This is a genomic window from Klebsiella sp. CN_Kp066, from assembly GCF_040065135.1.
GTDB lineage: Bacteria > Pseudomonadota > Gammaproteobacteria > Enterobacterales > Enterobacteriaceae > Klebsiella > Klebsiella oxytoca.
Window position 1 is genome coordinate 329525 of sequence record NZ_JBEAIU010000055.1, and the last position, 13231, is coordinate 342755.

The window sequence follows — 13231 nt, forward strand, 5'->3', positions numbered from 1 at the left end:
CGGCTGGCATTTTAGCGTGCCAGTCCGTATAACTATCCCCCTGATTTTTGATCCTAAAGATGAATTAAACCGATGATGAATGATTCGCTCTGCCGCATTATTGCGGGTGAACTTCAGGCCAGGGCTGAACAGGTAGAAGCTGCCGTTCGCCTGCTTGATGAAGGGAATACCGTGCCGTTTATCGCACGCTATCGTAAAGAAGTCACCGGCGGTCTGGATGACACGCAGCTGCGTAATCTGGAAACCCGCCTGGGTTACCTGCGAGAACTCGAAGACCGTCGTCAGGCGATCCTGAAGTCCATCGGCGAGCAGGGCAAGCTGACCGAGGCGCTGGAAAAAGCCATCAACGGGACGCTGAGTAAGACCGAGCTCGAAGACCTCTATCTGCCGTACAAGCCGAAGCGCCGCACTCGCGGGCAGATCGCCATTGAGGCCGGGCTGGAGCCGCTGGCCGAGCTGCTGTGGAACGAGCCCTCTCATGACCCGGAAACCGAAGCTGCCAAATATATCGACGCTGATAAAGGCATCGCGGACAGCAAAGCGGCCCTCGATGGCGCGCGCTATATTCTGATGGAGCGCTTTGCTGAAGATGCGGGCCTGCTGGCGAAAGTGCGCGACTATCTGTGGAAAAACGCCCATCTGGTGGCCACCGTCGTTAGCGGCAAAGAAGAGGAAGGTGCGAAATTCCGCGACTACTTCGATCACCATGAACCGATCTCCACCGTGCCGTCGCACCGCGCGCTGGCGATGTTCCGCGGCCGTAACGAAGGCGTGCTGCAGCTCTCTTTGAACGCTGACCCGCAGTTCGATGAGCCGCCGAAAGAGAGCCACGGCGAGCAGATTATTATCAACCATCTCGGCCTGCGCCTGAATAACGCTCCGGCCGACGGCTGGCGTAAGGGCGTGGTGAGCTGGACGTGGCGTATCAAGGTGTTGATGCACCTGGAAACCGAGCTGATGGGCACCGTGCGCGAACGCGCGGAAGACGAAGCCATTAACGTCTTTGCCCGCAACCTGCACGACCTGCTGATGGCCGCGCCGGCCGGACTACGCGCCACCATGGGGCTCGATCCTGGCCTGCGCACCGGCGTAAAAGTCGCCGTCGTTGACGGCACCGGCAAACTGGTGGCTACCGATACCATCTACCCGCATACCGGACAGGCCGCCAAAGCGGCGGTAGCGGTTGCCGCACTGTGCGAAAAGTACAACGTTGAGCTGGTAGCGATAGGCAACGGTACCGCTTCGCGTGAAACCGAGCGCTTCTTCCTCGACGTCCAGAAGCAGTTCCCGAAAGTGACCGCACAGAAGGTCATCGTCAGCGAAGCGGGCGCATCCGTGTATTCTGCCTCCGAGCTGGCGGCGCAGGAGTTCCCGGACCTCGACGTTTCCCTGCGCGGCGCGGTCTCTATCGCCCGCCGGCTCCAGGACCCGTTGGCCGAACTGGTGAAGATCGACCCGAAATCCATCGGCGTCGGCCAGTATCAGCATGACGTCAGCCAGACCCAGCTGGCGCGTAAGCTGGACGCGGTGGTGGAAGACTGCGTGAACGCCGTTGGCGTCGATCTGAATACCGCCTCCGTTCCGCTGCTCACCCGCGTTGCCGGCCTGACCCGCATGATGGCGCAGAATATCGTCTCCTGGCGCGATGAGAACGGTCAGTTCCAGAACCGCCAGCAGCTTCTGAAGGTTAGCCGTCTGGGGCCGAAGGCCTTTGAACAGTGCGCGGGCTTCCTGCGTATCAACCATGGCGATAACCCGCTGGATGCCTCAACCGTGCACCCGGAAGCGTACCCGGTGGTGGAGCGCATTCTGGCGGCGACTCAGCAGGCGCTGAAAGATTTGATGGGCAACAGCAGCGAGCTACGTCATCTAAAAGCCGTTGATTTTACTGATGAGAAATTCGGCGTGCCGACGGTCACCGACATCATCAAAGAGCTGGAAAAACCGGGCCGCGACCCGCGCCCGGAGTTTAAAACCGCCCAGTTTGCCGATGGCGTAGAAACGATGAACGACCTGCTGCCGGGGATGATCCTCGAAGGCGCGGTGACCAACGTCACCAACTTCGGCGCGTTTGTTGATATCGGCGTTCACCAGGACGGCCTGGTGCATATCTCTTCCCTTTCGAACAAGTTCGTTGAAGACCCGCATACGGTGGTGAAAGCGGGGGATATCGTGAAGGTCAAAGTGATGGAAGTTGATCTGCCGCGCAAGCGTATAGCGCTGACGATGCGTCTGGATGAACAGCCCGGCGACAGCAACGCGCGCCGCGGCGGTGGGAACGATCGCCCTCATGGCAACCGCCCGGCGGCGAAGGCTGCTAAACCTCGCGGTCGTGAGACGCAGCCTGCGGGCAACAGCGCGATGATGGACGCGCTGGCGGCGGCGATGGGTAAAAAACGCTAAACTCTCCGGCCCCTTTTGTCGAGGGGCCGCATTTCTTCCGGCATTAGCCATATTGTGCAAACAAGCATCAGTATTTTCTTATAACGTCGTAATAAGCGCGAAATGCGGACGGTGAGATTATTATTTTCATTTCGTTAACTATCGAAACCTTAATTAAACATTTGGTCATTAAGAATTATTATTATTTCGACGCCTGTTACAAAATAGAGTTTGCTCAATATCAACAAAAGCTCAATCTCCTGTTTAAAAAAACAATCGACCGCATTATATGTATTGATGATAAAAACTATTCTCATTATCATTATTTGCATTGAATGTTTTTTATTCTTCGTTGGCTACGGTCCCTTGCGCCGCATCTTCGGCGCGTACGGAAAACTCTTTTTCAGTTGGCGATACACAAGTAGGTCCTATGCAATTCACACCTGATAGTGCGTGGAAAATCATTGGTTTCTCCCGCGATATTAGTCCGGCGTATCGGCAGAAACTGCTGTCCCTCGGAATGCTGCCGGGTTCATCTTTTAATGTGGTTCGCGTGGCGCCGCTCGGCGACCCTATCCATATTGAAACCCGACGCGTGAGCCTGGTATTACGTAAAAAGGATCTTGCGTTAATTGAGCTGGAAGCGGTTGCACAATAATGCCTGACCGGCACTAAGAGCATGAATATGAAAAAATTAACCCTTGGTTTAATTGGTAATCCTAATTCCGGTAAGACTACCCTGTTTAACCAGCTCACCGGTGCGCGCCAGCGCGTTGGTAACTGGGCGGGGGTGACCGTTGAGCGTAAAGAGGGGGGCTTCAACACCACCGATCATCAGGTCACGCTGGTGGATCTTCCGGGCACCTATTCGCTAACCACTATCTCCTCACAAACCTCGCTGGATGAGCAGATTGCCTGCCACTATATTCTCAGCGGCGACGCCGACATGCTGATTAACGTGGTCGATGCGTCCAATCTGGAACGTAACCTCTATCTGACGCTGCAGCTGCTGGAGCTGGGCATCCCCTGCGTCGTCGCGCTGAACATGCTCGATATCGCGGAAAAACAGAACATCCGTATCGATGTCGACGCGCTGGCCGCCCGCCTCGGGTGCCCGGTTATCCCGCTGGTTTCCACCCGCGGACGCGGTATTGAAGCCCTGAAAATGGCGATCGATCGCCATCAGCAAAATCAGCCTGTAGAACTGGTGCACTATCCGCAGCCGCTGCTGCGCGAAGCGGACAAGCTGGCGCAGGTGATGTCCGGGGAGATCCCGCAGCGCCAGCGTCGGTGGCTGGGCTTACAGATGCTTGAAGGCGATATTTACAGCCGCGCCTACGCCGGTGATGCCGCCCATAAGCTGGACGTGGCCCTGGCGCACCTGAGCGAAGAGCTGGATGACCCCGCGCTGCATATCGCCGATGCCCGTTACCAAAGCATTGCTGCTATTTGCGATGCGGTCAGTAACACGCTTACCGCCGAGCCCAGCCGCTTTACCGCAGCGATGGATAAAGTCATCCTCAACCGTTTTCTCGGACTGCCGGTCTTCCTGTTCGTTATGTATCTGATGTTCTTACTGGCGATCAATATCGGCGGCGCGTTGCAGCCCATTTTCGACGCCGGTTCCGTGGCGATCTTTATCCACGGCATTCAGTGGATTGGCTATACCCTGCATTTCCCGGACTGGCTGACCGTTTTCCTCGCCCAGGGGATTGGCGGGGGGATCAATACCGTGCTGCCGCTGGTGCCGCAAATCGGCATGATGTATCTGTTCCTCTCCTTCCTTGAAGATTCCGGCTATATGGCGCGGGCGGCGTTTGTGATGGACCGCCTGATGCAGGCGCTGGGGTTGCCGGGGAAATCCTTCGTGCCGTTAATCGTGGGTTTTGGCTGTAACGTTCCTTCGGTGATGGGCGCGCGTACGCTTGATGCGCCGCGCGAGCGTCTGATGACCATTATGATGGCGCCGTTTATGTCCTGCGGCGCGCGGCTGGCGATTTTTGCCGTCTTTGCCGCCGCCTTTTTCGGCCAGAATGGCGCGCTGGCGGTCTTCTCGCTGTACGTGCTGGGTATCGTGATGGCGATTGCCACCGGTCTTATGCTGAAGCATACCATTATGCGCGGCGAAGCTTCGCCGTTCGTCATGGAGCTGCCGGTGTACCACGTTCCGCACGTGAAGAGCCTGATTATTCAGACCTGGCAGCGCCTGAAAGGTTTCGTGCTGCGCGCGGGTAAAGTGATCGTTATCGTTAGTATCTTCCTCAGCGCGCTGAACAGCTTCTCGCTGAGCGGTAAGATTGTCGATAACATCAACGACTCGGCGCTGGCGTCGGTCAGCCGGGTGATTACCCCGGTGTTTAAACCGATTGGCGTACATGAGGATAACTGGCAGGCGACCGTCGGACTGTTCACCGGCGCGATGGCCAAGGAAGTCGTGGTAGGGACGCTGAACACCCTCTACACCGCCGAAGATATCCAGAACGAAGAGTTCAATCCGCAGACGTTTAGCCTCGGCGATGAGCTGCTGGCTGCAGTGGACGAGACCTGGCAGAGCCTGAAAGATACGTTCAGCCTGAGCGTGCTGGCCAACCCCATCGAAGCCAGTAAAGGCGACGGCGAAATGGAAACCGGTGCGATGGGCGTGATGGGCAGCAAATTCGGCAGCGCTGCGGCGGCGTATAGCTACCTGATTTTCGTCCTGCTCTATATTCCCTGCATCTCGGTTATGGGGGCGATTGCCCGCGAGTCGAGCCGCGGTTGGATGATGTTCTCCGTCCTGTGGGGGCTGAATATCGCTTATTCGCTCTCTACGCTGTACTACCAGACCGTCAGCTTTAGCCAGCATCCGCGCTACAGCCTGGTATGCATTCTGGCGGTGGTGCTGTTCAATATCGTGGTCTTTGGCCTGCTGCGCAGAGCGCGTAGCCGGGTGGACGTTTCGCTGCTGGCGACGCGCAAAACGCCGTCTTCCTGCTGCCAGAGTCCTGCTGGCGATTGCCACTAAGGAGCGATGATGGCGTCGTTAATTGAAGTTCGCGATATGCTCGCCCTGCAGGGAAGGATGGAAGCAAAGCAGATCAGCGCCCGCCTGCGTGCGCCGCAGCCGTTAATCGACGCCATGCTGGGCCGCCTGGAAGCAATGGGTAAAGCGGTGAAAACCACCGAAGATGCCGATGGCTGCCTCTCCGGCAGCTGTAAAAGCTGCCCGGAAGGCAAGGCCTGCCTGCGGGAGTGGTGGTCGCTGCGCTGAGATGTTTTCCGGTGTTTTTTCCGGAGGCGATGCTGCGCATCTGTCCGGGCTACGAGTTTGTGCGGTTTTGGGTTTGGTAGCCCGGACAGGCGCAACGCGCCGCCTCCGGGGAAGCCTCTGCGCCCTCGGGTGCAAGCGGGTCGTGAGACCCGCTTTCTGGCTTACTTGTAGACGTCCGCGTTAGCGTGAACCGTTTTTTCGTTCTTCTCGCCGGCAATTACCACGAAATAAGTGCCGCCCAGCTCATCCGCTTTTTTCGACAGATCGCGCTTTGCATCCATCGGAGAGGTTGTTCTTGAGGTCGTAATGGAACCGATTTTAGTCAGGTTCATCTTAGCCACTTCGTCTTTTTGGATCTCCTTGGCGGCGAACGCGCCAAAGGACAGGGAGCCAATCACCAGAGATGCAACAATTCCTGTAACAAGTTTCATAGCCTCTACTCTCCATTAGGTTGTTTTTTTAGGTCGCGGGTCCGGCGTGAAATAGTCAACCTCCGCAACAACCTAAGTATTGCTGCACCCTGCGTTTTTACCACGTCCCGCTAAAAATATTTACTGACCTCACGCTTCAGTTCGACCAGTTGAGCGCAAAACGCCTGCGGATGCGAAATGAACGGCGCATGGGCGGCTTTATCAAAGACGAACGACGTGCTGCCGGGCCACATGGCGTCGAGAATCGGGACGATTTTACGCGGTACCAGGCCATCCAGCCGACCGTACAGGCGCAAAAACGGCATTTTGAGGGTAGATAACGGCTGGCGTAAGTCGGCGGTTTTGAGGATCTCCAGCCCGCCGTTTAAGACTTCCGATGATGGCATCGGTAGCGACAGCACCGCGCTTTTCAGCATTCTCGCATCCTGGCGTGCGCTCTCGGTACCCATGGTTTGCAGCGCCAGAAAGCGTTCGACGGTGCGTTGAAAATCTTCGCTCAGCTGCTGCTGGAATCCGCTCAGCACTTCGGGCTTGATGCCAGGCCAGCTGTCGTGAGCGCTAAAACAGGGGGAAGAAGCCACGGTAACCAGCGCCTGCACGCGATCGGGATGGGATAATGCTACCTGACTTGCTACCAGCCCGCCGAGGCTCCAGCCTAGCCAGATAGCGCGCTCCGGCGCTTTCTCCAGCACCCGCTGCGCCATCTCTTCCTGCGACAGAGCGCCAAAGCCGCCGCTGCGGCCGTAGCCAGGAAGATCGACGAGGTGCAGCGTAAAATGCGAGCTCAGCTGCGGCGTGATGCAATCCCACACCTGGGCATTCAGCCCCCATCCGTGCAGCAGCACAAGATGACAATTCCCTTCGCCCATGGTCTGCCACTCGATCGCGTTCATCAGTTACTGTTCTCTTTCCACCAATATGAGGGGAAATATGCTAACAGCACACAGCTTATGCTGGCTATGCCAAATGCCGCTGGCCATCGCCCGCTGGGGGATCTGTTCGCGATGCGCGTCGGCGCTGCTGGCCTGCGAACCGCTATGCCCTCAGTGCGGACTGCCGGCCCAGTCCAACACGCTGCCCTGCGGACGCTGCCTGCAAAAACCGCCGCCGTGGCAGCGGCTGGTAACGGTTAATGACTATCGACCGCCGCTGAGCGGCCTGATTCACCAGCTGAAATTCAATAAGCGGCCCGAGCTGGCGCCCGCTCTGGCGCGTCTGCTGCTGATGCGCATACGTCACAGCCCGGACCTTCCTCATCCGGACCGGATAATTAGCGTGCCGCTCTGGCAGCGCCGCCAGTGGAGGAGAGGGTTTAATCAGAGCGACCTGCTGTGCCGACCGCTATCCCGCTGGCTGGGCTGCGCCTGGCGTAGCGATGCGCTGACCCGCAGACGCCGCACCGCCACTCAGCATCAGCTCAGCGCCAGATTGCGCAAACAGAACCTGAAAAACGCCTTCCAGCTTGAATTGTCGCTACAGGGGCACCATATCGCCATTGTGGATGATGTCGTCACAACCGGAAGCACCGTCGCTGAGATATCCCGCCTGCTTTTGCGAAACGGCGCCGCGACGGTTCAGGTATGGTGTATATGCCGTACCTTGTAGACCCCTGCTGATGGGCGTATAATAACCCAGTAAAATAGTCAACTATTAGGCCAACGCTATGATCCGTATTTCCGATGCTGCACAAGCGCACTTTGCCAAACTGCTGGCAAATCAGGAAGAAGGGACACAAATTCGCGTATTTGTGATCAATCCCGGCACCCCTAACGCCGAGTGCGGCGTGTCCTACTGCCCACCGGATGCGGTGGAAGATTCCGATACTGCGCTGAAATTTGAGCAGCTCACCGCCTACGTCGATGAGCTTAGCGCGCCGTACCTGGAAGACGCTGAAATCGATTTTGTTACTGACCAGCTGGGCTCCCAGCTGACGCTGAAAGCGCCCAACGCCAAAATGCGCAAAGTTTCTGACGATGCCCCGCTGATGGAGCGCGTCGAGTATCTGCTGCAGTCGCAGATTAACCCGCAGCTGGCCGGCCACGGCGGGCGCGTCACGCTGATGGAAATCACCGATGATGGCCTGGCGATTCTGCAGTTTGGCGGCGGCTGTAACGGCTGTTCGATGGTCGACGTAACGCTGAAAGAAGGGATCGAGAAACAGATGTTGAACGAGTTCCCGGAACTGAAAGGCGTACGCGATCTCACCGAGCATCAGCGCGGCGAGCACTCTTACTACTGATTCCCCGCCCGGCAGCTTTCCGCTGCCGGGCAACTCTCTTCATGTTACCGCGCAACATTCCCCGCTAAGCGACCCGCCAGAAACCCGGGAAAGAGTATGACTTAAGTCTCATATTTGAAATTTTCACCGCCCAGGTGATTCTCAAACTCGTCATGTTACCCGTATCATTCGCATCAGGCGCCACAGATAAAAAAATAGCCAGCTATCCTTTCTCTGGGTAAGGATAAAGCCAGCTTCTACGGCGTCAGACATTTTTTGTTCCGGTCGGAACGGATGAAGTCAATGTTGAAACTATGACGTTACCCATAACAAATTAAGGCCAGGTAAATCATGCCATTAGTCATCGTTGCTATCGGGGTTGCCCTGTTATTGTTGCTGATGATCCGTTTCAAGCTTAACGGGTTTATCGCTCTGGTTCTGGTGGCGCTTGCCGTCGGGCTTATGCAGGGTATGCCGCTGGATAAAGTTATCGTATCCATCAAAAACGGCGTTGGGGGAACCCTCGGCAGCCTCGCGCTGATCATGGGCTTCGGCGCGATGCTCGGAAAAATGCTGGCGGACTGCGGCGGTGCGCAGCGTATCGCCACCACGCTGATTGCCAAATTTGGTAAAAAACATATTCAATGGGCGGTCGTGCTGACCGGCTTTACCGTCGGCTTTGCGCTGTTCTATGAAGTCGGCTTTGTACTGATGCTGCCGCTGGTCTTTACCATCGCTGCTTCCGCCGGTATTCCGCTACTCTATATCGGCGTACCGATGGCGGCTGCGCTCTCGGTCACGCACGGATTCCTGCCTCCGCATCCGGGCCCGACCGCGATTGCTACTATTTTCCATGCCGACATGGGTAAGACCCTGCTGTTCGGTACGATTCTGGCGATTCCGACGGTTATTCTTGCGGGACCGGTTTACGCACGTTTCCTGAAAGGCATCGATAAGCCGATTCCGGAAGGCCTGCACAACCCGAAGACGTTCACTGAAGAAGAGATGCCGGGTTTTGGCGTCAGCGTCTGGACTTCTCTGGTGCCGGTGATTCTGATGGCCATGCGCGCCGTCGCCGAAATGGTGCTGCCGAAAGGCCACGCTTTCCTGCCGATTGCGGAATTCTTTGGCGACCCGGTGATGGCAACGCTGATCGCAGTGCTGATCGCCATGTTCACTTTCGGCCTCAACCGCGGTCGTTCCATGGAGCAGATTAACGATACGCTGACCTCCTCGATCAAAATTATCGCCATGATGCTGCTGATCATCGGCGGCGGCGGCGCCTTCAAGCAGGTGCTGGTCGATAGCGGCATGGATAAGTACATTGCGTCTATCATGCACGAATCCAATATGTCTCCGCTGTTTATGGCCTGGTCTATTGCTGCGGTACTGCGTATCGCGCTGGGTTCCGCCACCGTTGCGGCCATTACCGCGGGCGGTATCGCCGCGCCGCTGATCGCCACCACCGGCGTGAGCCCGGAACTGATGGTTATCGCCGTTGGCTCCGGTAGCGTTATCTTCTCTCACGTTAACGATCCGGGATTCTGGCTGTTTAAGGAATATTTCAACCTGACCATTGGCGAGACTATCAAGTCATGGTCGATGCTGGAAACCATCATCTCAGTGTGCGGTTTGATTGGCTGCCTGCTGTTGGGGATGGTGGTATAAGCTGGTCGTCAGTCTGAAACGAGCCGGGTCGCCGCGATGCGAACCCGGCTTTTTTTATGCGCAATGGCTACCACGGCCAGACTTATCGCAGTAATACCCGCCTGCGCGCGGCGCCTGACATTGAAATTCAGCAAACTATCCCCCATTCTAGATCTCATGCTATAGCGCCGGACGCGCGCTTCATTCACCCAATTCAACAGGACTGCGCATATGACCAATCCATTACTGACGCCTTTTTCGCTCCCGCCCTTTTCTGCAATCAAACCCGAGCACGTGGTCCCCGCGGTCACCAAAGCGCTGGATGATTGCCGGGCGGCGGTCGAACGCGCGGTGGCGCAAGGGGCGCCGTATACCTGGGAAAACCTTTGCCAGCCGCTGGCGGAAGTGGACGACGTGCTGGGGCGTATTTTTTCCCCGGTCAGCCACCTGAACTCGGTTAAAAACAGCCCTGAGCTGCGTGAAGCCTACGAACAAACTCTGCCGCTGCTCTCCGAATACAGCACCTGGGTTGGGCAACATGAAGGTCTGTACAAAGCGTACCGCGACCTGCGCGATGGCGACCATTACGCCACCCTGAATACCGCGCAGAAAAAAGCGGTGGATAACGCGCTACGTGATTTTGAACTCTCCGGTATTGGCCTGGCCAAAGAGCAGCAGAAACGCTACGGCGAAATCGCCGCACGCCTGTCTGAACTGGGCAATCAGTACAGTAACAACGTCCTCGATGCCACCATGGGCTGGACGAAGCTGATCGCCGATGAATCCGAGCTCTCCGGGATGCCGGAAAGCGCGCTTGCTGCGGCGAAAGCTCAGGCTGAAGCCAAAGAGCAGGAAGGGTATCTGTTGACCCTGGATATCCCGAGCTATCTGCCGGTAATGACCTACTGCGATAACCAGGCGCTGCGTGAAGAGCTGTATCGCGCCTATTCCACCCGCGCTTCTGACCAGGGGCCGAATGCCGGTAAGTGGGATAACAGTCCGGTAATGGCGGAAATCCTCGCCCTGCGCCACGAGCTGGCTCAGCTGTTGGGCTTCGACAGCTATGCCGATAAGTCGCTGGCGACCAAAATGGCGGAGAATCCGCAGCAGGTGCTCGACTTTCTGAGCGACCTGGCTAAACGCGCCCGTCCGCAGGGTGAGAAAGAACTGGCTCAGCTGCGCGCCTTCGCCAAAGCCGAATTCGGCGTGGATGAACTGCAGCCGTGGGATATCGCTTACTACAGCGAAAAACAGAAGCAACATCTTTACAGCATCAGCGATGAACAGCTGCGCCCGTACTTTCCGGAAAACAAAGCGGTTAACGGCCTGTTTGAAGTCGTTAAGCGTATTTACGGCATTACTGCGAAAGAGCGTACTGACGTCGACGTCTGGCATCCGGAAGTGCGCTTCTTTGAACTGTACGACGAAAATAACGAGCTGCGCGGCAGCTTCTACCTCGACCTTTACGCTCGCGAACATAAACGCGGCGGGGCGTGGATGGATGATTGCGTTGGCCAGATGCGCAAGCTTGACGGCACGCTACAAAAGCCGGTTGCCTATCTGACCTGTAACTTTAACCGTCCCGTCAGCGGCAAACCGGCGCTGTTTACCCACGATGAAGTGATCACGCTGTTCCACGAGTTTGGCCACGGTCTGCACCATATGCTGACCCGCATCGATACCGCCGGCGTTTCCGGTATCAGCGGGGTACCGTGGGATGCAGTCGAACTGCCGAGCCAGTTTATGGAAAACTGGTGCTGGGAGCCGGAAGCGCTGGCGTTTATCTCCGGCCACTACGAAACCGGCGAGCCGCTGCCGCAGGAGCTGCTGGAGAAAATGCTGGCCGCGAAGAACTATCAGGCGGCGATGTTTATTCTGCGTCAGCTGGAGTTCGGCCTGTTCGACTTCCGCCTGCATGCGGAATTTAGCCCGCAGCAGGGGGCGAAAATCCTCGAAACGCTGGCGGAAATCAAGCAGCAGGTCGCGTTGATTCCCGGGCCGTCCTGGGGCCGCTTCCCGCATGCCTTTAGCCACATTTTTGCCGGTGGATACGCGGCGGGCTACTACAGCTACCTGTGGGCCGATGTGCTGGCGGCGGATGCTTTCTCGCGCTTCGAAGAGGAGGGGATCTTCAATCGCGAAACCGGCCAGTCGTTCCTCGACAACATTCTTAGCCGCGGCGGTTCGGAAGAGCCAATGGTCCTGTTCAAACGCTTCCGCGGTCGCGAGCCGCAGTTGGACGCGATGCTTGAGCATTACGGTATTAAGAGTTAATGCTGTTGTGAAAATTTGTTTAATTGATGAAACGGGCGCCGGAGACGGCGCCTTATCTGTTCTTGTCGACCGCTGGGGGCTGGAGCAGGACGATGACAACCCGATGGCGCTGGTGATGACGCCGGAGCATCTTGAGCTGCGTAAGCGCGATGAACCGAAGCTCGGCGGCATTTTCGTGGATTTTGTCGGCGGGGCGATGGCTCACCGGCGCAGGTTCGGCGGCGGCCGCGGCGAGGCGGTGGCGAAAGCGGTGGGAATCAAAGGCGACTATCTGCCGGATGTCGTCGATGCGACCGCCGGTCTGGGGCGGGATGCCTTTGTGCTGGCGTCAGTCGGCTGTCGTGTACGGATGCTGGAGCGTAATCCGGTGGTTGCCGCGCTGCTCGACGATGGCCTGGCGCGTGGCTACGCCGACGCTGAAATCGGCTCGTGGTTGCAGGAGCGCCTGCTGCTGATTCACGCCTCCAGCCTGACGGCGCTGACCGATATTACCCCGCGTCCGCAGGTGGTCTATCTCGACCCGATGTTTCCGCATAAGCAAAAAAGCGCGCTGGTGAAGAAAGAGATGCGGGTATTTCAGTCGCTGGTGGGGCCGGATTTAGACGCCGACGGTCTGCTGGCGCCGGCGCGTCAGCTGGCGACCAGGCGGGTGGTGGTTAAGCGCCCGGACTACGCGCCGCCGCTGGCGAATGTTGCGACCCCTAACGCGGTGGTGACCAAAGGCCATCGCTTTGATATCTATGCCGGAACGGCGGTTGAGCCGCAGGGGTAAACAAGCTGCATCAGGGCTATTTCCCCGGGGGCGGCGCGATGCGCCTTGCCCGGGCTACAGGTTCACCGCCGTCTGCGGGTCTGGTAGCCCGGACAGATGCGCAGCATCGCCTCCGGGAAATTCTGCCACTCTGCGCTCTGCTCCCGGGGGCGGCGCGATGCGCCTTGCCCGGGCTACGGGTTCACCGCCGTCTGCGGGTCTGGTAGCCCGGACAGATGCGCAGCATCGCCTCCGGGAAATTCTGCCACTCTGCGCTC

Annotated in this window: 11 protein-coding genes; 9 read left to right on the forward strand and 2 right to left on the reverse strand. The window is 57.7% G+C overall.

Annotation, left to right across the window (positions count from 1 at the left end; genetic code table 11):
* Positions 1 to 72 precede the first annotated feature (72 nt).
* From ABLV75_RS23565 to feoC, 4 genes are all read left to right on the forward strand, one after another.
* A complete protein-coding gene (locus ABLV75_RS23565) occupies positions 73 to 2403 on the forward strand; it encodes a Tex family protein (protein WP_004106674.1) in 2331 nt (776 codons plus the stop codon).
* 409 nt (positions 2404 to 2812) lie between these two features.
* Positions 2813 to 3040 carry a ferrous iron transporter A gene (gene feoA, locus ABLV75_RS23570; protein WP_004106673.1) on the forward strand — a complete coding sequence of 76 codons (228 nt, stop codon included), beginning with the start codon at positions 2813 to 2815 and terminating at the stop codon, positions 3038 to 3040.
* A 27-nt stretch (positions 3041 to 3067) separates the two neighbouring features.
* A complete protein-coding gene (gene feoB / locus ABLV75_RS23575; RefSeq protein ID WP_004106670.1) occupies positions 3068 to 5386 on the forward strand; it encodes a Fe(2+) transporter permease subunit FeoB in 2319 nt (772 codons plus the stop codon).
* Positions 5387 to 5395: 9 nt separating this feature from the next.
* Entirely contained in the window at positions 5396 to 5632 is a 237-nt protein-coding gene (feoC, locus tag ABLV75_RS23580) for a [Fe-S]-dependent transcriptional repressor FeoC (RefSeq protein WP_004106668.1), read from the forward strand.
* Positions 5633 to 5793: 161 nt separating this feature from the next.
* On the opposite strand, the gene ABLV75_RS23585 is transcribed toward feoC, so the two are convergent.
* Together ABLV75_RS23585 and bioH are read right to left on the reverse strand one after the other, a co-directional pair.
* Positions 5794 to 6063 (reverse strand): YdgH/BhsA/McbA-like domain containing protein, encoded by a 270-nt coding sequence (locus ABLV75_RS23585; RefSeq protein WP_004106665.1) that lies wholly within the window; start codon positions 6061 to 6063, stop codon positions 5794 to 5796.
* 110 nt (positions 6064 to 6173) lie between these two features.
* Entirely contained in the window at positions 6174 to 6956 is a 783-nt protein-coding gene (bioH, locus tag ABLV75_RS23590) for a pimeloyl-ACP methyl ester esterase BioH (protein ID WP_004106664.1), read from the reverse strand.
* Between the two features lie 37 nt (positions 6957 to 6993).
* Between bioH and gntX the strand changes: the two genes are divergently transcribed.
* The 5 genes from gntX to rsmJ all read left to right on the forward strand — a co-directional run bounded on the left by gntX (position 6994) and on the right by rsmJ (position 12974).
* A complete protein-coding gene (gene gntX, locus ABLV75_RS23595; RefSeq protein WP_004106662.1) occupies positions 6994 to 7668 on the forward strand; it encodes a DNA utilization protein GntX in 675 nt (224 codons plus the stop codon).
* 58 nt (positions 7669 to 7726) lie between these two features.
* On the forward strand, positions 7727 to 8302 hold the full coding sequence (nfuA, locus tag ABLV75_RS23600) for a Fe-S biogenesis protein NfuA (protein ID WP_004106660.1): 576 nt from the start codon (positions 7727 to 7729) through the stop codon (positions 8300 to 8302).
* 330 nt (positions 8303 to 8632) lie between these two features.
* Positions 8633 to 9949 carry a gluconate transporter gene (gene gntT / locus ABLV75_RS23605; protein ID WP_004106658.1) on the forward strand — a complete coding sequence of 439 codons (1317 nt, stop codon included), beginning with the start codon at positions 8633 to 8635 and terminating at the stop codon, positions 9947 to 9949.
* 210 nt (positions 9950 to 10159) lie between these two features.
* A complete protein-coding gene (gene prlC / locus ABLV75_RS23610; RefSeq protein ID WP_004106656.1) occupies positions 10160 to 12202 on the forward strand; it encodes an oligopeptidase A in 2043 nt (680 codons plus the stop codon).
* A 7-nt stretch (positions 12203 to 12209) separates the two neighbouring features.
* Positions 12210 to 12974, forward strand: coding sequence for a 16S rRNA (guanine(1516)-N(2))-methyltransferase RsmJ (gene rsmJ / locus ABLV75_RS23615; protein ID WP_004106654.1), 765 nt, complete (start codon positions 12210 to 12212; stop codon positions 12972 to 12974).
* The last annotated feature ends 257 nt before the right edge of the window (positions 12975 to 13231 follow it).

What these genes read in the sequence shown, in the direction of transcription:
- ABLV75_RS23565 (WP_004106674.1), top strand. Translation starts at nt 73, where the DNA reads ATGATGAATGATTCGCTCTGCCGCATTATTGCGGGTGAACTTCAGGCC.
- feoA (WP_004106673.1), top strand. Translation starts at nt 2,813, where the DNA reads ATGCAATTCACACCTGATAGTGCGTGGAAAATCATTGGTTTCTCCCGC.
- feoB (WP_004106670.1), top strand. Translation starts at nt 3,068, where the DNA reads ATGAAAAAATTAACCCTTGGTTTAATTGGTAATCCTAATTCCGGTAAG.
- feoC (WP_004106668.1), top strand. Translation starts at nt 5,396, where the DNA reads ATGGCGTCGTTAATTGAAGTTCGCGATATGCTCGCCCTGCAGGGAAGG.
- ABLV75_RS23585 (WP_004106665.1), bottom strand. Translation starts at nt 6,063, where the DNA reads ATGAAACTTGTTACAGGAATTGTTGCATCTCTGGTGATTGGCTCCCTG.
- bioH (WP_004106664.1), bottom strand. Translation starts at nt 6,956, where the DNA reads ATGAACGCGATCGAGTGGCAGACCATGGGCGAAGGGAATTGTCATCTT.
- gntX (WP_004106662.1), top strand. Translation starts at nt 6,994, where the DNA reads ATGCTAACAGCACACAGCTTATGCTGGCTATGCCAAATGCCGCTGGCC.
- nfuA (WP_004106660.1), top strand. Translation starts at nt 7,727, where the DNA reads ATGATCCGTATTTCCGATGCTGCACAAGCGCACTTTGCCAAACTGCTG.
- gntT (WP_004106658.1), top strand. Translation starts at nt 8,633, where the DNA reads ATGCCATTAGTCATCGTTGCTATCGGGGTTGCCCTGTTATTGTTGCTG.
- prlC (WP_004106656.1), top strand. Translation starts at nt 10,160, where the DNA reads ATGACCAATCCATTACTGACGCCTTTTTCGCTCCCGCCCTTTTCTGCA.